We start from the raw sequence: 18,600 nt of genomic DNA on the forward strand, positions 1-18,600 counted from the left end.
TGCGGGCGGCCCACCTGGCCGTGTGCCCCGGCCTCGGGTCGCACCAGGGGTTCCGCACCGAGGCTCAGCCCCGGGCGACCCGTCCTCGCAGGGCGGTGAAGGCGAGGGTGAAGCTGACGGCGCCCACGCCGAGGATGGCAAGGAGGCCCGGCCACAGCTCGGACCAGACCCAGCCCTCGGTCAGCAGGGACCTGAGGGCGGCGAGGAGATAGGTGACCGGGTTGTAGTCGGCGACCGTGGCGAGCCAGCCGGTCAGCGCCTGCTGGGGCAGGAACGCGGTGGTGAGGAAGGCGAAGGGAAAGAACAGCAGGAAGGAGGAGTTGACCGCGCCGGGACTGCCGGTCCGGAGCGCGATGGCGTAGGGGAATCCGGTGAAGGCCAGCCCCCAGAGGCCCGAGACGACGATGAACACGATCACGCCGAGCACACCGGTGACGAACTCGACTCCCACGGCGAATCCCAGGATCAGAACGGGGACGCAGAGGGCCATGACGAGAGCGAGATCGGCGACCATCAGGCCGATGAGCAGGGTGGTCCGGTGCAGCGGGGTGAGGAGCAGCCGGTCGAAGTAGCCGCCGCTGATGTCCGTCACGAGCCCGCTCGCGCGCGAGATTCCGGTCACGGCGAAGACGATGGCGACGGGCAGCTGGAAGGCCCTGAAGTCGGTGACGCCGCTGGATTCGGCCACCGGTTCCAGGGCGCCGATGTTCACGACGAAGAAGAACACGGGGACGATCAGTGCGGGAACGACCGTCTCGAGGTCGCGCGGTATGGAGCGCAGCGCTCGGATGGAGACGGAGACGACGTCCTTGGCGAACCCGGCTCTGCGTGCCTCTTCGCGGGGCACGGTACGCGGTGTGGGGAGGACGCTCATGTGCGACCTCCGGGAGATGCGGAGGCGGCTTCGTCCTCCAGGGTCGCTGCGCCCGGCGGGGAGAGGTGCTCCCCCGTGACCGAGAGGAACACGTCGTCGAGGGACGGCCGGCGCAGGGAGATCTCCCGGACGTCCAGATCGGGGAGTTCGGACAGGGCGACGGCCACCGGCGTGATCGCGGCGGGCCCGTCGGAGACGCTGACGGTGAGCGTGGTCCCGACGGCCTCGACCCGTTGTACGACGGGGAGCGATCGCAGTGCGTGCCGGGCCGTCTCGGGAGAACCCGTCAGCCGCACGGTGATGACGTCGTCGCCTATGGAGCGCTTGAGCTCCTCGGGTGTTCCCTCGGCGACGAGCTTGCCGTGGCTGATGATGCCTACGCGGTCGGCGAGTGCGTCGGCCTCCTCCAGGTACTGGGTCGTGAGGAACACCGTCATGTTCAGCTCGGTGTTCAGGCGTCGCACCTCCTGCCAGACCCTCGATCTGCTCGCGGGGTCGAGGCCCGTGGTGGGTTCGTCGAGGAAGAGGACGACGGGGCGGTGGACCAGGGCCAGTGCCACGTCGAGACGCCGCTTCATGCCGCCGGAGTAGGTTCCCACGCGCCTGCCGAGGGCGTCGCCTATGTCGATGAGGTCGGTCAGCTCGGCCACTCTGGTGCGCGTGGCAGCGCGGGAGAGACCGTAGAAGCGCCCTTGCAGGGCCAGCATCTCCGCCCCCGTCTGCCGGTCGTCCAGCGCCGCCTCCTGGAGCGCGGCGCCTATGAGGAGTCGCACGCGGTCGGCCTGCGTGACGACGTCGTGTCCGGCGACCGTGGCTCTGCCGGACGAGGGGGCCGCCAGAGTGCAGAGCACGCGGGTGAGCGTGGATTTTCCCGCACCGTTGGGCCCGATGAATCCGTAGATCTCTCCAGCGTGCACCGCGAGGTCCACCTCGTCCACAGCCACGAGGCTGCCGAAGCGCCGTACGAGGCGCTCGGCCGAGATCGCCGGACTTTCCGATTCCATGCCTGCGACTCCCCTCCTGCTGGAGCTTTCGGGTGCGCCTGGCTGAGCGCCGGCGTCTCTCGACGACAGGGTGGAGCGGATCGCGAACGGGGCCGGAGCGGCCGGCGGGGTTCAGTGCGCCCTCAGGCGGCCGCCGCACATCACAGGCCCCGTCGCGATACCGGTGCTGTCGTGTCAGTGGGCCGGGTCGAACGTGGACGGGAACTCGGTCTCGCTTCGCTCGTAGGTGGCCAGAGCCAGTCCGAGGCCGAAGAACGTCGGTGCCCATTCCCCGACGAATATCCCCCACCGGTCAGCACGATCGATCCCAGGGCAGCCGCGTAGGCGTGTTCACTGCGCAGTCCGGCTTCATGAAGCTTCTTGACGATCATCGGTGGTCCTCCGTAAGGAATCGCTCACCCGTCGCATCGGCGGAACGCTTTGCGAGAGATCGGCATCCGTCGCCGCCGTGCAGTCGCCTTCACTGCCGCGTACGAGCGCTGTCCTCAGGTTGTTCGGCCTGCCCGGGACGGACGGATGCGGGTGGCAGCGGAGCTGTTCTACGATCATGGTGCTGCCGTGACGCGGCGCTGTACGAGTACGGGACGGACTGGGGGACGGAATGGCGATCGATAGGCCCGGACGGCCGGAGAACCTGCCCGCAGCCGATGTGCTCTGGGCGCGCTGGGCCCTGGTCGCCGTGCTGGAGGCCACGGCCGGGGCCGAGGCACGGGGCGTGCACCGCGGTGGCACGTGGATCGACGACCGAGGTCTGCACCTCGACGATCGCGGCAGCACCCGGTGGACGTTCGAGCGGCTGGGTGAGGGGCGCTACCTGCTGTACGGCGAGGACGAGTCCAGCGCCGTGAAGTGGCACAAGCCCGCCGTCGACATGCTGGCGCAGGCGCCGGACTGGCTGCCGTACGAGCACCTTCGCTCGCTCTTGGAGGGCGGGGAGCTGGGCTGCGTGTACTGGTACGAGAACGGCGCGTGGGCGCGTGCGCCCTATCCGGCCGGCCTGGACGACGACGGCCTCGACTGCGGCATGAGCCGTTTCGCGGTGCGCGAGGAGCTGCTGCGCGATCTCATCGCCTCGGAGCGCGGCCTGCCCCGCGGCCGGGCGGACGGCCTGCTGGCCGCGGCCGAGACGCGCGGCCTGACGGCCGCCGAGATCCAGGAGGTGCTGGACGCGGCCGCCACCACGGCCGAGCACGTGCCGGCGGACTGGGAGGCGATGCTGCGGTCCCTGGAGCTCGCGGCCCTGGCGGCCCCTGGTTCCGTCGTTCCGGCCGCGTCGGACGGGTCCGGCTGAACTCCCGGCCAGAGGCCGTCGGTTGGCGACGGTACGGCTGATCTAGAGTGCGCGAGAGCTGTGCGCCGCTTGGAGCGCCGCCCACTCCGACGCGGGGAAGTCGGAGCCCCAGCGCCTCCTGTAGCCGTCGGTTCCGTGCTCGGAGAGCAGTTCCTCGATCATGACCAGGAAGGCGTCGACGAACGCCTCCACCGGTACGCGATCGGCCCACACCAGCTTCCCGTCCGACCACCAGGTCGACGGCTCACGCAGATGCGCGTACGCCACGATCTGCACGAAGACCAGGTTCTCCGACTGGTTGAAGAAGACGCGTGTCCCGTTCGGCTCATCGAAGAACGTCACGAAGGTAGCTCCGCATCCCAGGAGCAGAGCCCGGACACCCTCCATGAAACCGGCCAGACGGGCCCCACGTACGAGGCGAGAACCGTCTGCTCCGAACCGCCGACGGACCACGACCAGGTCGCCCACCCGGCCCCGCCGAGCTTCCAGCACATGCGCTGCCTGTCCCCCGACGAGACCTCGATCCGGCTGTGAACCATGCTGTTCCCCCTGTTCCGGGCCTTCCCGCCCCCTCGAAGCAGCCGGGTCGGCCACGGCTCGATCATGAGTACGACGATGCCACAGGCGCGGAGGGCAGTCGGACCCCCACTCGGTGGGGACATCCGAGGCTTCTGCACGGCCCTGGCCGGCGGAGCACGAGGACCTCCCGGATTGCGGTGCGGTGCATCCGGACGCGAGCGTCGGCGGAAGAGTCATCGGAAGCACCGCCCTGGCGGTTCGCCGCCAGCCGGTGTTCGACGGCTACGGCCTTGGCGACGCGGAAGCAGAGGAGCTCTCGGCCATGGAACCGCATGTGACACTGCACGCCTATCTGAGCTTCGACGACGCACCCGCAGGAATGCGCTGGCTCGAGCACCTGGGCTTCGAGAGCGTCGCGCGGCAGGCCGACGACAACGGCCGGATCGTCCATGCCGAGCTGCGCCTCGGGCAGGCAGTCGTCATGCTCGCCACCTCGAACGCCGCCTACGACGTTCCCGCGCTCAAGGGCGACTCCACCGGTGGCGGGCTGTATCTCGTCACCCGGAACGTGGACGACCTCTACAACCGGGCCGTCCAGGCGGGCGGACGATCCGTCCTCGCGCCCGAGGACACCGACTGGGGCAGCAGACGGGCACGCGTGCTCGATCCGGAAGGCCACGAGTGGAGCTTCGGCTCCTACGCGCCGGGCCGGCAGTGGAGCAGCGAGGACTGATCCAGGGGGAATTCGCGAGCCTCCGGGCCCACGTTTCGGCCGCGCCGGCCGGGCCTTCCTTCGTTCGCGGGCGTGAGCCGCGCCCCGGCCTCTCCTGCCCGCGGCGCGGCTCTCCGGGACGGCTACGGCGGCAGGGTCAGTCCAGCGAGGCGTTGATCGTCGCCTTCGGGATGGCTGTGCCGGGGACGTTGTACTTCATGAGGATCTTCTCGTAGGAGCCGTCGTCCATGAGGGGCTGGAGGGCGGCCCGGATGGAGTCCTTCAGGCCCGGCGTCTTCGCGCGCCTCGGCGTGTCAGACGAGATGGATCCGGCGGGCGACGTCTTCGCTGTGCTGCATGTGCTCGTGCGCGTCGGTGCCGAGGGCGGTGACGAGTCCGGCGACGACCGTCTCGACGACGGCGAGCGTGGGGACGAGGCTGTCGTAGGGGGACAGCGTGTCGACCCGGCTCGACAGGACGACCTCGGCGTGGGTGGCGGCCGGCGACAGCCACGCGTCGGTGAAGACGACGACCTTGCCGCCGTTCTCCTGCGTGAGCCGGGCGACGGCCAGGTTGTTCTCCTCGTACCGTCGGTAGTCGAAGACGACCACGACGTCGCGCCGGCCGAGAGCGGCGAGGGCGGCGGTGCGTTCGACGTCACGGTCGGGGAGGAAGCGGACGTCCCGGCGGAGCTGCATGAGGTGCAGGCCGAGGTACTGGGCCAGCAGGTGGGTGAAGCGGCCTCCGAGCAGGGTGACGCGACGCTTCCGGTCGGACAGCAGCCCGATGGCGCTCTGCAGGTCGTGCGGCGGGATCTCCGCGAGGGTCGTGGCGAGGGCTCCGCTCAGGACGTCGCTGGTCCGGCTGACCAGCCCGTCGGTGGAATCGGACGGGGCGGATCCCTGGGCCGTTTCGTAGAGCGAGAGGGGCGAGGCGTTCCGTTCGTCGAGTTCACGGCGGAGCGCGGCCTGAAAGTCGGGGAAGCCGGTGAAACCGAGGCGGGCGACGAAGCGGAGGACCGTGGGCGCGCTGACGCCCGCGCGTTCGGCGATCGCGGCGGCGGTCTCGAAGCCGAGGGAGGGGTAGGCGGCGAGGAGGGTGCGGGCCACTCGGCGTTCCGCCGGGCTGAGCGTGCCGAGGCGCGTCCGGATGTCGTCGGCGAGGGGGCGGTGGAGCATGGGGAAGGCGTCCGTTTCGTGCGGGGTGACGTCAGGGTCCTCGGTGTCGGGACGGCGCGGGCCGCGGCTCCTGAGCGTGGCGCGGTTCGGCTCCGCGAGGCCGGTCGTCCAGGCCTCGCGGAGCACGGCGTCGGCTACTTGGGCGTGATGTCGATCTGCAGGCCGATCAGGGTCTGCGGGTCGGTCTCGGTGGCGGACCACGCCGTGAATCCCTGGGCCTCGGTCAAGGTGACGGTGAAGCCCGGCTGCGTCTCGTAGGTCGTCGCCGTGGCCCGGTTCTGGGTGCGTACGGCGAGGGCGCGGGCGGTGCTGCGGAACGCGTAGGGCCTGCCGTCGGGGTTGGCCGCCGAGAAGAAGACGTCGGGGTTCTCCGGTACGGGGGTGGTGTCGCGGGGAACCAGCCGCTTCTTGTCGGATGCCGGGACTGCGGACCAGGTGCGGGCGAGGTACCGGTCGCCGTGAGTGAGGTAGGAGTAGCGGGCGTTGTGCAGGGACCAGCCGGCCGGGGTGTCGCGGGCGTGCGCCCGGCGCAGGTCGAGGACGGCGACGCCGTTGGGGCCGAGGACGGACAGCCGCTCGCGGCTGGTGCCGGGGTCGTCGACGACGAGGGCGGTGTTCTCCTCGAGGGCGTAGACGCGGTCGTGGTGGGTGTCGGCGGCGAGACGCAGGGCGCGTCCTTCTCGGCCGTAGGCGCCGGTGTGGGTGTCGATGAGGCCGGAGCGCAGGAAGCCGAAGCCTCCTCGGGGGAGGTACCCGAGGCGGGTCGCGTCGTCGAAGTAGCCGGGGCTGCTGCCGTCGCGGAGTCCTTCGTAGGACTCTCCGCCGGTGACCATGTCGCGTCCGGAGGCGATCTGGGCGCCGGCGGACGATCCGGCGACGACGGCGCCGTGGGCGAGCTTGGCCCGGATGGCGGCGAGGACTCTGGAGTCCGTGTGCCGGTCGCCGTTGAGGAGCGTGGTGACGTAGCGGTACTGGTCGCCGCCGCCGAAGAAGAAGCCCGTCATGGCGTTGACCTGGGCGACCACGCTGTCGGAGTCCGCGTTCGCGAGGTGGTCGAGGTCGATGGGGACCCACTGCGCGTCGGCGGCTCCGTGCTTCTTGAACAGGTCGGCGTAGTAGGCGCCGTTGCAGGCGGAGTTGCTGCACCGGTCCGGGTCCGCGGCGTCGGGGTCCTGGCTCTCGGGCACCGAAGCGGCGGTGATGACGCCGATACGGGCCGTGGAGCCGCCGGCGCGCCGGATGATCTCGCCGTAGACCTGGCTGTTGTCGTCCTTGAGCCCGCCGCCCACCAGCACGAGGGAGCCGGGGTGGTGGGGGCGGGCAGGGGTCGCCTGCGCCGCGGGGGTGGCGGTGAGGAGGGCGAGGACGAGGGCGGTACTGCCGGCGAGGACGACGCGGCGGGCGGGTCGGGGACGTGCGCGCATGATGCCTCCGTGGGCGGTGCGGGTGGGGTGGCCGGGGCTGCGGGGCGTCCGCAGGAAAGCCTGGTCGTGTCGCGTCGGGGCGGCGGGAAGCGACCCGTGGGCGGTGTGGTGGTGGGCGGCCGGGGCGGGGGTCCGCTCGGCGCGCCGTCAGTCGTTGCCGGCGGCGCCGAGGGAGGCGATCAGGCAGGCCAGCATTGCGACGCGGTGCGGAACGCTGGAGGTGTCGAGCCATTCGCCGGGAGTGTGGTCGGCGCCTCCGACCGGGCCGAGGCCGTCGAGGGTGGGGACTCCCGTGCCGGCGATGAGGTTGGCGTCGCCGACTCCCCCGGTGGCCGCCGCTCCCAGTCGCACGCCGTAGTCGGAGGCCGCCTTGCGCGCCGCGTCGAACATGCGCCGTGAGGCGGGAGTGTCCTCCATCGGCGGGCAGAGGTCGATCTGCTCGACCGTGATCGCGGTGCCGGGCACGGCGGGGTGGGCCGCGGCCCGGTGGATGGCCCGGGTGGCGCGCCGCATGTCGGCCGCCGTGGCGGCGCGTACCTCGATGTGCAGTTCGGCCTCGGGGCACACGATGTTGGGGCGGGTGCCGGCGCGGACGACGCCGACGTTGAGGGTGACGTCGTCCCAGTGCCCGTTGAGGCCTTGCAGTTCCACCGTGAGATGGGCGGCGGCGAGGGCCGCGTTGGCTCCGCGCTCCGGCTCGATCCCGGCGTGTGCGGCGCGGCCCGTGACGGTCAGGCGGAAGTCGGCGACGCCCTTGCGGGCGACGACGAGGTCGCCGTTCTCGCGGGCGCACTCGAGGCCGAGGCCGTAGTGCATGCCGCGCGCGGTCTGCTCGATGAGGGGCCTGCTGACCTGTGAGCCGATCTCCTCGTCGGGAGTGGCGAGGAACACCAGTTCTCCGAAGTCCTGGACGGAGGCCTCCTGGAGGACCTCCAGTGCGGTGAGTCCGGCCAGGAGTCCGCCCTTGTCGTCGCTGACTCCGGGGCCGTGTGCGATCGAGCCGTTCAGGTGGAACGGGCGGGCGGTCGCGGTGCCGTCGTCGAAGACGGTGTCCATGTGCGCGGCGAGGAGGATCCTGCGCCCGTTCCCTGCGGGGTCGAGGCGACCTCGCCTGCGCCCGACGATCGCGTCACCGGCTCGGTAGCGGTGGTCGACCGGGAAGCGGACGCGCTCGACGTCGAACCCGAGTCGGAGAAGGCGTTCCTGGACCCAGTCGGCGACCTTGTTGACGCCGTCCGGGCTGTAGGAGCCGGAGTCGATGGAGACGAGTTCCCGAAGATCGGTCAGGTACTGGTCACGGCGTCCCTGTGCCAGGGTCAGCAGCTCCGCGCTGAGCCGCTGACGCGGGGGCGCGCTCACAGGACCTTGGAGAGGAAGGCGCGGGTGCGTTCCTGCTCCGGGTCGACGAGTACGTGTCGCGGGTCGCCGGCTTCGACGACGACTCCCTGGTCCATGAAGACCGCGGTGTCGCCGACCTCGCGGGCGAAGCCGATCTCGTGGGTGACGACGACCATGGTCATGCCGTCGGCGGCGAGGTCGCGCATGACGTCGAGGACGTCGCCGACGAGTTCGGGGTCGAGGGCGGAGGTGGGCTCGTCGAACAGCATGAGTTTGGGCTTCATGGCCAGGGCCCGGGCGATGGCCACGCGCTGCTGCTGGCCGCCGGACAACTGCGCCGGGTAGTGCCCCGCACGGTCGCCGAGGCCGACCTGCGCGAGGAGTCGCCGTGCCCGCTCGCGGGCCTCGTCCCTGGATACCCGGCCCACGCGGATCGGGGCCTCCATGACGTTCTCGGCGGCCGTCATGTGGGGGAAGAGGTTGAAGCGCTGGAAGACCATTCCGATGTCGCGGCGGCGCTCGGCCACCTCCCGCTCGCGCAGTTCGTGCAGCTTGTTCCCGTGCTGCCGGTAGCCGACGAGCTCCCCGTCGACGGTGAGTCTGCCGCCGTCCACCTTCTCCAGGTGGTTGATGCAGCGCAGGAAGGTGGACTTCCCCGAGCCGGACGGACCGAGGAGGCAGCAGACCTGCCCGCGCTCGACCGTGAGGTCGATCCCCTGGAGGACGTCGAGCTTCCCGAAGTTCTTGCGCACGCCTTCGGCGCGCACCATGGGGGCGTTCATCGGCTCGTCTCCTTGCTGTTCCTGCCGATCAGGCCCGCCGCTCCTCCCAGCATCCGCTGGAGCGGGGAGACGCGGCCGCCCTGGGCGGTGCCGCGTCCGTACCGGCGTTCCAGCCATGCCTGGGGGATGCCGAGCAGGGTGACGAGCGCGAGGTACCAGAGGCTGGCGACCACCAGCATCGGGATGACCTGGTAGTTCTGCGCGTACACGTCCTGGATGTTCGACATGAGGTCGTGGGCGGAGATGACCGACACCAAGGCGGTCATCTTGAGCATGTTGATGGTCTCGTTGCCCATCGGCGGGATGATGACGCGCATCGCCTGGGGCAGGACGATCCGTCGCATGGTGAGCGCGGGCCGCATGCCGAGGGAGTGTGCGGCTTCGGCCTGGCCGTGGTCGACGGACTGGATGCCGGCCCGGACGATCTCGGAGGCGTAGGCCGCCTCGTTCAGGCCGAGCGCGAGCAGGGCGGCGACGGCGGGGGTGAGGAGGGAGTTCGTCTCGGCCTGGAAGAAGGTGATGTCGGTGAACGGGACACCGATCTTCACGTACTTGTACAGCGCCGCCGCGTAGCCCCAGAAGATGATCTGGACGAGGAGCGGCGTGCCGCGGAATACCCAGACGAAGGCGTTGGCCAGTCCGTAGAGCACGGGGCTCGTGGACAGCCTCATCACCGCGATGAGGGTTCCGAGGCCGAGGCCGAGTGCCATGGCGGCGGCCGTGAGCCACAGCGTCGTCGCCAGGCCGTCGAAGATCAGGTCGGCGAAGAGGTACGTCCCGACGACGTCCCAGTGCAGGTTGTCGTTCTTCGCCAGGGAGCCGACGAGCCCGACGAGGGCCAGGATCGACGCTGTGGCGGCGATCCAGCGCCCGTAGTTGCGGACCGGCACCACTTCGAGGTCCTGGGCGGGAGGCTCGGCCGTGGCGGTCGCCTTGAGGGGGGTCGAGGTGTCGGTCATCGTCAGTCGACCGCCGCGTTCCTGGTGGCTTCCTTGAGCGCGATCGAGGCGACGCCGTACGTGCCGTAGATCTTGTCGACGGTGCCGTCGTCGATGAGGGCCTGGAGGGCCTTCTGGATCGCGTCGGTCAGTTCGGGCTGCTGCTTGCTGACGGCGATGCCGTTGGGCGAGGCGTTGTAGCCGCCCGGCGCGGCCGGGTCCTCGACGAGGTCGAAGGCCTTGCCTCCGTCGGCGGTCTTGGCGACCCAGCCGGCGGCCGGCTTCGTCAGGACCTGCGCCACGACCTTGCCGGAGCGCAGCGCGAGCTGCGCGTCGGAGTCCTTGGGGAAGGTCTGGATCTCCATGCGTCCCTTGCCCGCTTCGGCGCACTCGGCCTGGTGCTCCTTGAGGAGGTCGAGCTGGTTGGTGGCGGTCTGGACGGCGACCTTCTTGCCGCACAGGTCGTCCAGGTCGGCGATCTTGGCCGGGTTGTCGTTGCCGACGAGGATGCCGGATCCCGACTGGGAGTAGTCGACGAAGTCGACGACCTGCTGGCGCTCCTTGTTGTCGGTGATGGCCGACATGGCGGCGTCGAACTTGCCGGCCTGAATCGCGGGGACGATGCCGTCGAACTTCTGCGGAGTGAAGGCGAAGGTCACGCCGAGCTTGCCGCCGAGGGCCTGGCCCAGGTCGTAGTCGAGGCCGGTCAGTTCGGTTCCGCCCTCCTTCACGAACATCTCGAACGGCGGGTAGGGCACGTCGGTGGCGACACGGACCTTCCCCGCCTTCTTGACGCTGTCCGGCAGCATCGCGTGGAGCGCGGGGTCCTTCTTGATCTGGACTCCGCTGACGGTGACGGTTCCGGCGGCGGCCGGGGCGGGGTCGGTGTCCCCGCACGCGGCGAGCGTGGCGAGCGCCGTGGTCGTGACGGCGACAGCGGCGAGGCGTCGGGTAACGCGAGCGTTCATCGGGTCGAACCTCTCGGGAATTCGGCCGACGGTTTCGAGCCGCCGGTTCACAGCACGGAAGTTACAGATGAAAGTTCAGATTGACTAGATGTATCGCGCGTTACGTTGCTGTAACGCGACCCTCCCTGAGGAGGCGCGAGCACATAGGTGCAGTTCAGAGCCGCATCGAGCGCGCCTCAAGGCGGTCAGGACGGCGGAGTCGGCCTTACATCTTCCGCTCCAGCGGAACAGGTTGTAAGTTCCGCTACCAATCCGGCGGCCCGGGTCACGCCTGGCCGAGATCCTCTTCGGCGCCGGTGAGCACCGTGCCGCCCCCATTCCTCCGTCCACTGGAGCGCGTCATGACGTCACCCCGCACTCGCAGAACCACCCCGGCACTGGCCGTCACACTGCTGACCCTGACCATGTCCGTCACCGCCCTGCAGCCCGCCGACGCCGCCGCCAACCGCGTGCGGCTCGGTTCGGCCGCCGACGTCAGCCGCACGTCGTGGAACGGCCCCGCGTTCACGATGAACGGGGCCGGTGGCGTCGTCGCCGCCTCCATGAACCGGGCGATCGCGGAGATCCGCGGCGGGACGGGCAGCATCGACGTGGTCGTGCTCGCCGGCTCGGCGCCGAGCTCCGGCAGCCAGACGCCCGAGTGCGACACCGTCATGGGCCTGACCGGAGTCAACTCCTGTACGACCTGGACCCTCACCGCGGCGAGCGACGGCAACAACAGCCAGGTCAACACCGACATACGCAACGCCGAGTTCGTGTACTTCGCCGGCGGCGACCAGTGCCGGTACGCCGCCTGGAAGGGAACCGCGCTCGAAGCCTCCGTGGAGTCCGTGGTGGCGAAGGGCGGCGGATCCGGCGGCGGCAGCGCCGGACACCACATCAACAGCCCCGTCGTCTACGACGCCTGCAACGGCAGCGTGACCAGCAGCGAGGCGCTGGCCAATCCCTACGACCGCTACGTCAGCTTCACCACGGGCATGTTCCAGTGGGGCGACTACGGAGGGGTCATCAACGACTCCCACTTCGCCACGCGTGACCGCATGGGCAGGAGCATGGCGTTCGCCGCCCGCGCGGTGAAGGACGGGCTGACCTCGGGTGGAGCGGCCTGGACCGTCGGAGTCGAGGAGGGCGGCGGGTCGCTGTTCATCGACCGCAACGGCATGGCCACCGAGTACGGCAAGGACGCCTACGTGATCCTCGCCGACCACCAGCCCGAGCAGGCCGTGGACAGGAAGCCGCTGACCTACTCGAACTTCAAGATCTGGCGACTCGCCCCGGGTACGACGTTCGACTTCAGGAACCGTCCCACCTGCGGGTACTACCTGCGCAGCGTCACCAACGGGGTCCCCGACCCCAACCTCTACAGCGGCACCCCGGTGAGCAGCTGCGGCTCCCCGTCGGGCGGCAGCCTCACCGAGACCGAACCGAACGACACCCGGGACACGGCGAACGACGCCACCGCCCTCTCCTCTCCCACCACCCTCAACGGCTCCATGAAGTCGACCAGCGACCGCGACTACTTCAAGGTGAGCCTCGGCTCGGGTCAGACCGCGTCCGTGCAGTGCGCCGTACCCGGCGCCTACGACGCCGATCTCTATTGGCTCGACTCCTCCGGCGGCACTCTCGAGCGCTCCGTCAACAACGGTGCCGGCGCGGACGAGTCCGTCGCCTTCACCAGGACCGCCTCGGGAACCGGCACCTACTACGTCGACATCGAGGCGTACAGCGGTTCCGGATCCTCCGCCTACGCCTGCACGCTCACCAAGAGCTGACGCTCCGCCGCAGGTCGCGCGGCGGAGGAGGGAGTCCGTGACGTCCGGCTCCGGTGCCCGCGGGGGCTCCGGAGCCGGCCGTCGGCCTGTGCGGCCATGGACGACAGGCCTCGACGATGGCCCCGGCCCGGTCCTCGGGCAGTGTGCCGAGCCCGCCATGAGCCAGGGCGGCCGCTTCCTTTCGTACGTTCATCGGCGCACCCCTCCGCACCCGTTCCCCGTCACGGACGGCCACTCTCGGCAACCGTCCACCCGAGTATCCCTCATTACAGGAGGCGAGTTCAAGAGCGATCTGGAACATCCATTACACCCTCGTCCGGCGGCGCGTCTCCACCCCTGCCGGATCGATCCGCACCCTCGCACCGCCAGATCCGTCACTCGGGGCCCTGCATGGCGGGCGTAACAGGCGGTACATTCGACGCAGGCTGATCAGGTTCTGATGACGGCCGGATGCGGCGGGCAGATCACCGCGATCGGAACACACCGGAGAGGCACCCGATGAGCAGCACCACGCTGGCAGACGAGATCCGCAAGAGGCTGGGAGACCTGAGCCCGGCCGAGCGCAAGGTCGCGCGGGTCCTGCTGGCCGGCTACCCGGCGGCGGTCTTCGAGACGGTCGCCACGATCGCCGATCGCGCCTCCGTGTCCGCTCCCACGGTCCTGCGCTGCGCCTCCCGTCTGGGCTTCAAGGGTTTCCCCGACCTGCAGGCGGCCCTCCGTGCCGAACTCGACGCGCGCACGGCCTCCCCCATCACCCTGTACGAGCACTCCGAGGCGCACCGGCACGGCACCCGGGACCAGGCCGGAGACACTGCCGACCCCCGGCTCGGGGCGGACCTGTCCGTGGTGCAGCAGGCGGTGTCGCAGACCTTCGACGAGGTCGCTCCGCACGAGTTCGACGACGCGGTGCAGCTGCTGAGCGATCCCCGCCGGCGCATCCACGTCGCGGGCGGCAGGTTCACCCACCTCCTGGCCCACTACCTGGGCCTGCACCTGACGCAGTTCCGCGACCAGGTGCAGTTCCTCCCCGACCGGGACGTCGAGCGGACGTCGTTCCTCACCCAGCTCGCACGGCGCGATGTCACCGTGCTGTTCGACTACCGGCGCTACGAGGCTGACAAGACCGTCATCGCCGAACTCGCCCGCGAGCGGGGGGGCAAGGTCATCGTCTTCACCGACCCGTGGCTCTCGCCGGCCGCCGCCCACGCGGACGTCGTCTTCACCACTCAGGTGACGTCGGGCTCGCCGTACGACAGTCTCACGCCCGCGCTCGCCCTGGTCGAGTCACTGGTCGCCGCGGTCCTGGAGAGGGTCGGCGAGAAGGGACACGAGCGGATGAAGCTGTCCGAGGGCGTGGCCAGGCGAACCGGCCTTATCTGACCCGGGGGTTCGCGCCTTCTGCCCTTCGTGCGGCGGGCTCGGACGGGTCTGTGGCCGGACCTTCCACCGTGGCCGGAACGCGATCACTCATCCGTATGACCTCGGCATATTCGGGCGGCCGCCGGAGCAGCCTTGCGTCGGCCGGCGTCGTCGGCCGCGCAACCTCCTCGATCAGGAAGTCAGTGATGAGCTTCATTCAGACCGGCAAGATCGACCTGAAGTCCGACAACGCGATCGAGACGGCCGGCGGCAACACGTCGACCTTCACCCGCGTCACGTTCCCCACGCCGTTCCCGCCCGGCTCCAGCGTCGTCGTTCTGCCCCTGACCCAGACGTTCAACGGCCCGGAGACACCCGGAATCCGCATCCACGACGTCACCACCAGCGGCTTCCTCATCCGTCTGAACGAGGTGTACGCCGGCGCCACCAAGAGCGACGGGAAGCACACCACCGAGACCATCGGCTGGCTGGCCGCCACCGTCTGACCCGCTCCCGCTCGCATCGGCCTCGGTCCCGCCAGCCGCCGGGACCGAGGCCGTCCGGAGAGTGAGGGCCGGGCACATGTGCCCGGCCCTCACTGTGGCAGGAGTGTGGATCGACCCGTCACCGGTGGTGGCAGTCCCAGTGGCCCTTCACCCAGTGGTGGTCCCAGTGGGCGGGGACGTAGACCCACTTGTACGCGCGGTCGTGGCTCCAGTAGCCCTTGTGCCAGTCACCGTGCTTGTCGTGGTGGCCGGGGTGCCACGTCTTGTGGTGGACCCACTTCTTCTCCCAGTGGCCCTTCACCCACTTCTTCTCCCAGTGCCCCTTCTTCCACTCGCACCGGTCGTGGTGGTCGTGGTGGTCACCGGCCACCACGGTCGCGACGGATGCGGGCGCGGGTGCCGCGGTCGCCGTTCCGGACATCCCGAGTGCGGCGCCGCCGGCCAGCAGTCCCGCCGCCGCGGCGCTCGCCACCAGACGGCGGGCACGTATGGACGCGGTCATCGGACACACCTCCCTCGTTTCATCGACTTCTGTGAGCTCGGCGAGCGATGCCGTGATGCGCGAGGGCCGTCTCGCCGTGCGGGTCATCAGGGATTCGGAGCAGGGCACCCGGCGGATGAAGCGAGGCGGCCGAATCTCATGGCGAGCGGCCCACGCTGGGAGACGCCGGCCGGGCCCCGCACTGGGCAGCCGCCCCGCCGCACGTGGTCACCGGCGTCATCCGTGGTCGGGGCGGCTACGAATCCCTCACACAGGAAGTTCTCGCCCCCGGAGAGCAGTCATGACCATCACCGCCTCACCCTCGGCGCCCAGCGTGACGCGACTGGCCCTGGAACTGCCCTGGGACGCGCGGAGCCCGGCCGTCGCGCGTCGGACCGCGGCCCGCTGGCTGGAATCGGCCGCGTACCCCCGAACGGCCGACGCCGTCCTGATCGTGTCCGAACTCGTCACCAACGTCGTCCGTCACACCCGTGGCCCCTGCCGGCTCGCCCTGACCGAGGACGGCGCGTCTCTGGACATCGCCGTCACCGACGACAGCGAGGACATGCCCGACGTCCACCAGCCCACGGACTTGGACCGTCCCGGCGGCTTCGGCCTGAAGATCATGCACCACCTCGGCGACTCCGTCAGGGTGGTCCCCCGCATCGGCGGCAAGACCGTGCACGTCACCCTCCGGGTCCCCGTCCCACCGCACGATCGGCGCAGGCCCCCATGAAGGCCCCGGGGCGCCGCCGACTCACCCGGGCGGCGCGGCCCACCCGGCGCTCCCCCGCGACAGGCGGCAGAGTCGGACACGTCGGTCCGCCCCGAACAGGCCGACACGACGGCACGCACCCGGGCACCCGACCACCGAGGCTCGACGAGGGAAGACCATTGCCTCACTCACGCGAACCGACCTCCCACCTCGACGCGCGCCTGCTCCAGGCGGCGGACGGTGACCGGGAGGCGTTCGCCGACGTCTACGACGCACTCGCCCAGCCCGTCATGGGGCTGGCCTGCCGCATCCTGCGGGACGCGGGGCAGGCCGAGGAGGTGGCCCAGGACGTCATGATCGAGGTGTGGCGGACCGCGGACCGGTTCAGGCCCGAGCGCGGAACGGCCAAGGCATGGGTGCTCACCCTCGCCCACCGGCGCGCCGTGGACCGGGTGCGCTCCGTCCAGGCGAGCAAGGACCGCGAGGTCCGCGCCGGGATGCTCGAGACGGACCGGGACTTCGACGAGGTCGCCGAGACCGTCGAGCGGCTCGACGAGCGGCGCCGCGTCCACCGCTGCCTGGCAGCCCTGGAGCGCCGCCACCGGGTGCCCCTGGTGCTGGCCTACTACCAGGGGATGACGTGCCGTGAGGTGGCCCGCTCGCTGTCCTCGCCCGAGGGCACGGTGAAGTCCCGCATGCGCAAGGGCCTCGATCAGCTGCGCGCCTGTCTGGAGGCCGGATCATGACCACGCCAGAGGATCCGCACCTCGACGCCGCGGCGTACGTCCTCCACGCGCTGTCCCCCGCGGAGGAGGCCGCCTTCGAGAATCACCTCGCGGGCTGCGAGGACTGCCGCAGGGACGTGACCGGCTACGAGAGGACCGCCGCCGAGCTCGCCGCCGCCGAGACCGCTCCGGTGCCGGACGACCTGCGGGCACGTGTCCTGGAGCAGGTGTCCCGCACGTCGCAGGACCGGGTCCTGCACCGTGTCCCTTCCCCTTCCCGAGGCACGCTGCGCCGCAACGGGGCCCGTCTCGCGCTCGCGGCGAGCATCGCGGCCGCGGCCGCCCTCGGCGCGCTGGCGCTCCGGGAGCACGAGCAGGCGGACGAGGCGCGCGCGCAGTCGGCTCTGGCCCAGGAGCGGGCCCGCAGCGCGGTCGGCGCCTTCGCGGACATCCTCACCGCGCCCGACGCCTCCGTACACACGGGTGAGCTCTCCGACGGAGCCGAGGCGGCCGTCGTGGTCTCCCGAGCGGAGGCCAAGGCCGCGTTCACCGCCCGCGATCTCCCGGCACTGCCGCGCGACAAGGTGTACGAACTCTGGTACGCGGGTGAAGCCGGCGACCTGCGCCCGGCGGGCCTCCTGCACGATTCCGGTGACCGCGCCACACGCGTCCTCGACGGCCCCCTGGGCAACGCGGTCGCCGTCGGCATCACCGTCGAGCCCGCGGGCGGGTCCGACCAGCCGACCACCGAGCCCCTGGGCATCATCCCCATCAGCTCCAAGGCCTAGCGGAGACAGAAGAGATCCCGGGGGACTCCCTCGGGATCACCTGCGGTACGCGGAGCTGATGGCGACGAGACGACCGGTGCAGACCGCCCGTGAGGCGCTCCTGCCGGCAGCGGCCGGAACGAAGCCCGGAAGGGGGCGGGACGGAACTCGGAAGTGGCCGGGGACGAAGCTCAGGCCTGCGGCAGCGTGGGGGCCGGGCTCCGTGCCTGTCCCTGTTGCGGCGGAGCGTCCGCGTCCAGCACGTCGTCGCCGTAGAGGGCCTGGACCCAGTTCGACTGGTAGATGGTGTCGAGGTAACGCTCGCCGAGGTCGGGGGCGATCGCCACACAGGTGAGGTTCTCCTCGCGGTGCGCGTCGAGCCAGTCCGTCGCACCGCTGACCACCGTCCCCGTGGATCCGCCGAAGAGGAATCCGCGCGAGGCCATGGCGCGGCAGGTGCGGATCGTGTCGGGCTCCTCGACCCGTACGACCTCGTCCACGTAGGTCCGGTCGAGCAGCGGGGGCCGCATGCTCATGCCGAGTCCGGGGATCATCCGGCGTCCTGGGCGGTCGCCGAAGATCGCGGAGCCCACGGTGTCCACGGCGACGATGTGCACCGGACGGTTCCAGGTCCGGAAGTACCGTGCGCAGCCCATCAGGGTGCCCGTGGTGCCCACGCCCACGAAGAGGACGTCGATGCGGGGGAAGGCCTGGGCGATCGCGGGTGCCGTCCGCAGGTAGTGGGCCCTCCAGTTGTCCGGGTTGGAGTACTGGCTCAGCCAGGTGTAGCGGGGGTCGGAGGCGCACAGGCCGCGGACCGCGCTGAGTCGTGCGGCCAGCAGGCTGCCGTCGCCGGCATCCGACACGATGTGCACGCGGGCGCCGAGGGCCTCCATCAGCAGTCGGGTCGTGAGGTTGCAGCGTGAGTCGGTGACGCAGACGAAGGCGTATCCCTTGCTGGCGGCGATGACGCTGAGGGCCACGCCGAGGTTCCCGGAGGACGACTCGACGAGTATCGAATCGGGGGTCAGGACGCCGCTGCGTTCGGCCGAGGCGACCATCTCGGCGGCTGCCTTGACCTTGATGGAGCCGGCGAAGTTGAAGCCTTCGCACTTCAGGAAGAGCGGTCGGCCGAGCGTCGGCATGAGGTCGACGTAGAGGTCGTCCTCGTTGAAGTCGTGGGGTGCGGTGATGACGGGCACGGTGCTCTCCTCTTCGGGCGCGGAGGCCGGGCGGCGGATGGCCTC

19 protein-coding genes and 1 pseudogene are annotated in these 18,600 nt (G+C 70.6%); 8 read left to right on the plus strand and 12 right to left on the minus strand.

The genetic code is table 11. The features are described 5' to 3' along the window. Window positions 1-64 precede the first annotated feature (64 nt). The 3 genes and pseudogenes from ACY0MR_RS00540 to ACY0MR_RS00550 form a co-directional block, all read right to left on the minus strand. Complete coding sequence (locus ACY0MR_RS00540; RefSeq protein ID WP_473558185.1) at window positions 65-874, minus strand: ABC transporter permease; 810 nt, start codon at window positions 872-874, stop codon at window positions 65-67. Further along, entirely contained in the window at window positions 871-1,878 is a 1,008-nt protein-coding gene (locus ACY0MR_RS00545) for an ATP-binding cassette domain-containing protein (protein WP_388805557.1), read from the minus strand. The genes ACY0MR_RS00540 and ACY0MR_RS00545 overlap by 4 nt, the downstream gene beginning before the upstream one ends. Before the next feature lie 174 nt (window positions 1,879-2,052). After that, window positions 2,053-2,249, minus strand: a pseudogene (locus tag ACY0MR_RS00550) (hypothetical protein). Between the two features lie 230 nt (window positions 2,250-2,479). On the opposite strand from ACY0MR_RS00550, the gene ACY0MR_RS00555 reads away from it, so the two are divergent. Then, window positions 2,480-3,169: a hypothetical protein gene (locus ACY0MR_RS00555; protein WP_473558187.1), complete on the plus strand. Its 690-nt coding sequence runs from the start codon at window positions 2,480-2,482 to the stop codon at window positions 3,167-3,169. 42 nt (window positions 3,170-3,211) lie between these two features. On the opposite strand, the gene ACY0MR_RS00560 is transcribed toward ACY0MR_RS00555, so the two are convergent. Next, window positions 3,212-3,511 carry a hypothetical protein gene (locus tag ACY0MR_RS00560; protein WP_473558192.1) on the minus strand — a complete coding sequence of 100 codons (300 nt, stop codon included), beginning with the start codon at window positions 3,509-3,511 and terminating at the stop codon, window positions 3,212-3,214. Between the two features lie 499 nt (window positions 3,512-4,010). Between ACY0MR_RS00560 and ACY0MR_RS00565 the strand changes: the two genes are divergently transcribed. Beyond that, complete coding sequence (locus tag ACY0MR_RS00565; protein WP_403314696.1) at window positions 4,011-4,421, plus strand: VOC family protein; 411 nt, start codon at window positions 4,011-4,013, stop codon at window positions 4,419-4,421. A gap of 293 nt (window positions 4,422-4,714) precedes the next feature. Here ACY0MR_RS00565 and ACY0MR_RS00570 read toward each other — a convergent pair whose 3' ends face one another. The 6 genes from ACY0MR_RS00570 to ACY0MR_RS00595 form a co-directional block, all read right to left on the minus strand. Further along, on the minus strand, window positions 4,715-5,704 hold the full coding sequence (locus ACY0MR_RS00570) for a MurR/RpiR family transcriptional regulator (protein ID WP_473558195.1): 990 nt from the start codon (window positions 5,702-5,704) through the stop codon (window positions 4,715-4,717). Window positions 5,705-5,712: 8 nt separating this feature from the next. Then, window positions 5,713-7,002 carry a cyanophycinase gene (locus ACY0MR_RS00575; protein ID WP_473558197.1) on the minus strand — a complete coding sequence of 430 codons (1,290 nt, stop codon included), beginning with the start codon at window positions 7,000-7,002 and terminating at the stop codon, window positions 5,713-5,715. A 147-nt stretch (window positions 7,003-7,149) separates the two neighbouring features. Continuing rightward, on the minus strand, window positions 7,150-8,361 hold the full coding sequence (locus tag ACY0MR_RS00580; protein WP_392864289.1) for a M20 family metallopeptidase: 1,212 nt from the start codon (window positions 8,359-8,361) through the stop codon (window positions 7,150-7,152). After that, complete coding sequence (locus ACY0MR_RS00585; RefSeq protein WP_473561994.1) at window positions 8,358-9,110, minus strand: amino acid ABC transporter ATP-binding protein; 753 nt, start codon at window positions 9,108-9,110, stop codon at window positions 8,358-8,360. The genes ACY0MR_RS00580 and ACY0MR_RS00585 overlap by 4 nt, the downstream gene beginning before the upstream one ends. Window positions 9,111-9,118: 8 nt before the next feature. Continuing rightward, complete coding sequence (locus tag ACY0MR_RS00590) at window positions 9,119-10,081, minus strand: amino acid ABC transporter permease (RefSeq protein ID WP_473558200.1); 963 nt, start codon at window positions 10,079-10,081, stop codon at window positions 9,119-9,121. A gap of 2 nt (window positions 10,082-10,083) precedes the next feature. Further along, the gene (locus tag ACY0MR_RS00595; RefSeq protein WP_388805536.1) at window positions 10,084-11,028 is read right to left on the minus strand and encodes an ABC transporter substrate-binding protein; all 945 of its coding nucleotides are present in this window, start codon (window positions 11,026-11,028) and stop codon (window positions 10,084-10,086) included. A 341-nt stretch (window positions 11,029-11,369) separates the two neighbouring features. On the opposite strand from ACY0MR_RS00595, the gene ACY0MR_RS00600 reads away from it, so the two are divergent. The 3 genes from ACY0MR_RS00600 (at window position 11,370) to ACY0MR_RS00610 (ending at window position 14,665) form a co-directional block, all read left to right on the plus strand. Further along, window positions 11,370-12,800, plus strand: coding sequence for a pre-peptidase C-terminal domain-containing protein (locus ACY0MR_RS00600; RefSeq protein ID WP_473558203.1), 1,431 nt, complete (start codon window positions 11,370-11,372; stop codon window positions 12,798-12,800). A 498-nt stretch (window positions 12,801-13,298) separates the two neighbouring features. Then, window positions 13,299-14,180, plus strand: coding sequence for a MurR/RpiR family transcriptional regulator (locus tag ACY0MR_RS00605; RefSeq protein WP_388805530.1), 882 nt, complete (start codon window positions 13,299-13,301; stop codon window positions 14,178-14,180). A 185-nt stretch (window positions 14,181-14,365) separates the two neighbouring features. Further along, complete coding sequence (locus ACY0MR_RS00610; protein WP_355655046.1) at window positions 14,366-14,665, plus strand: hypothetical protein; 300 nt, start codon at window positions 14,366-14,368, stop codon at window positions 14,663-14,665. Window positions 14,666-14,783: 118 nt separating this feature from the next. Here ACY0MR_RS00610 and ACY0MR_RS00615 read toward each other — a convergent pair whose 3' ends face one another. Next, the gene (locus ACY0MR_RS00615) at window positions 14,784-15,167 is read right to left on the minus strand and encodes a hypothetical protein (RefSeq protein WP_388805525.1); all 384 of its coding nucleotides are present in this window, start codon (window positions 15,165-15,167) and stop codon (window positions 14,784-14,786) included. 280 nt (window positions 15,168-15,447) lie between these two features. Here ACY0MR_RS00615 and ACY0MR_RS00620 point away from each other — a divergent pair, with 280 nt between their 5' ends. The 3 genes from ACY0MR_RS00620 (at window position 15,448) to ACY0MR_RS00630 (ending at window position 17,374) form a co-directional block, all read left to right on the plus strand. Further along, window positions 15,448-15,882: an ATP-binding protein gene (locus tag ACY0MR_RS00620; RefSeq protein ID WP_403314678.1), complete on the plus strand. Its 435-nt coding sequence runs from the start codon at window positions 15,448-15,450 to the stop codon at window positions 15,880-15,882. Window positions 15,883-16,040: 158 nt separating this feature from the next. After that, window positions 16,041-16,607 (plus strand): ECF RNA polymerase sigma factor SigK, encoded by a 567-nt coding sequence (sigK, locus tag ACY0MR_RS00625; RefSeq protein ID WP_403314675.1) that lies wholly within the window; start codon window positions 16,041-16,043, stop codon window positions 16,605-16,607. Continuing rightward, on the plus strand, window positions 16,604-17,374 hold the full coding sequence (locus ACY0MR_RS00630) for an anti-sigma factor (protein WP_473558207.1): 771 nt from the start codon (window positions 16,604-16,606) through the stop codon (window positions 17,372-17,374). The genes sigK and ACY0MR_RS00630 overlap by 4 nt, the downstream gene beginning before the upstream one ends. Before the next feature lie 170 nt (window positions 17,375-17,544). Here the strand turns inward: ACY0MR_RS00630 and sbnA are convergent, their stop codons facing one another. Next, a complete protein-coding gene (sbnA, locus tag ACY0MR_RS00635) occupies window positions 17,545-18,555 on the minus strand; it encodes a 2,3-diaminopropionate biosynthesis protein SbnA (RefSeq protein ID WP_388805513.1) in 1,011 nt (336 codons plus the stop codon). Window positions 18,556-18,600 lie beyond the last annotated feature (45 nt).

Source organism: Streptomyces sp. JN8, from assembly GCF_055808075.1.

Bases quoted from the DNA above. Each gene is read 5' to 3' on its own strand.
- ACY0MR_RS00540 (WP_473558185.1), bottom strand. From the start codon at position 874: ATGAGCGTCCTCCCCACACCGCGTACCGTGCCCCGCGAAGAGGCACGC.
- ACY0MR_RS00545 (WP_388805557.1), bottom strand. From the start codon at position 1,878: ATGGAATCGGAAAGTCCGGCGATCTCGGCCGAGCGCCTCGTACGGCGC.
- ACY0MR_RS00555 (WP_473558187.1), top strand. From the start codon at position 2,480: ATGGCGATCGATAGGCCCGGACGGCCGGAGAACCTGCCCGCAGCCGAT.
- ACY0MR_RS00565 (WP_403314696.1), top strand. From the start codon at position 4,011: ATGGAACCGCATGTGACACTGCACGCCTATCTGAGCTTCGACGACGCA.
- ACY0MR_RS00575 (WP_473558197.1), bottom strand. From the start codon at position 7,002: ATGCGCGCACGTCCCCGACCCGCCCGCCGCGTCGTCCTCGCCGGCAGT.
- ACY0MR_RS00585 (WP_473561994.1), bottom strand. From the start codon at position 9,110: ATGGTGCGCGCCGAAGGCGTGCGCAAGAACTTCGGGAAGCTCGACGTC.
- ACY0MR_RS00590 (WP_473558200.1), bottom strand. From the start codon at position 10,081: ATGACCGACACCTCGACCCCCCTCAAGGCGACCGCCACGGCCGAGCCT.
- ACY0MR_RS00595 (WP_388805536.1), bottom strand. From the start codon at position 11,028: ATGAACGCTCGCGTTACCCGACGCCTCGCCGCTGTCGCCGTCACGACC.
- ACY0MR_RS00600 (WP_473558203.1), top strand. From the start codon at position 11,370: ATGACGTCACCCCGCACTCGCAGAACCACCCCGGCACTGGCCGTCACA.
- ACY0MR_RS00605 (WP_388805530.1), top strand. From the start codon at position 13,299: ATGAGCAGCACCACGCTGGCAGACGAGATCCGCAAGAGGCTGGGAGAC.
- ACY0MR_RS00610 (WP_355655046.1), top strand. From the start codon at position 14,366: ATGAGCTTCATTCAGACCGGCAAGATCGACCTGAAGTCCGACAACGCG.
- ACY0MR_RS00615 (WP_388805525.1), bottom strand. From the start codon at position 15,167: ATGACCGCGTCCATACGTGCCCGCCGTCTGGTGGCGAGCGCCGCGGCG.
- ACY0MR_RS00620 (WP_403314678.1), top strand. From the start codon at position 15,448: ATGACCATCACCGCCTCACCCTCGGCGCCCAGCGTGACGCGACTGGCC.
- ACY0MR_RS00630 (WP_473558207.1), top strand. From the start codon at position 16,604: ATGACCACGCCAGAGGATCCGCACCTCGACGCCGCGGCGTACGTCCTC.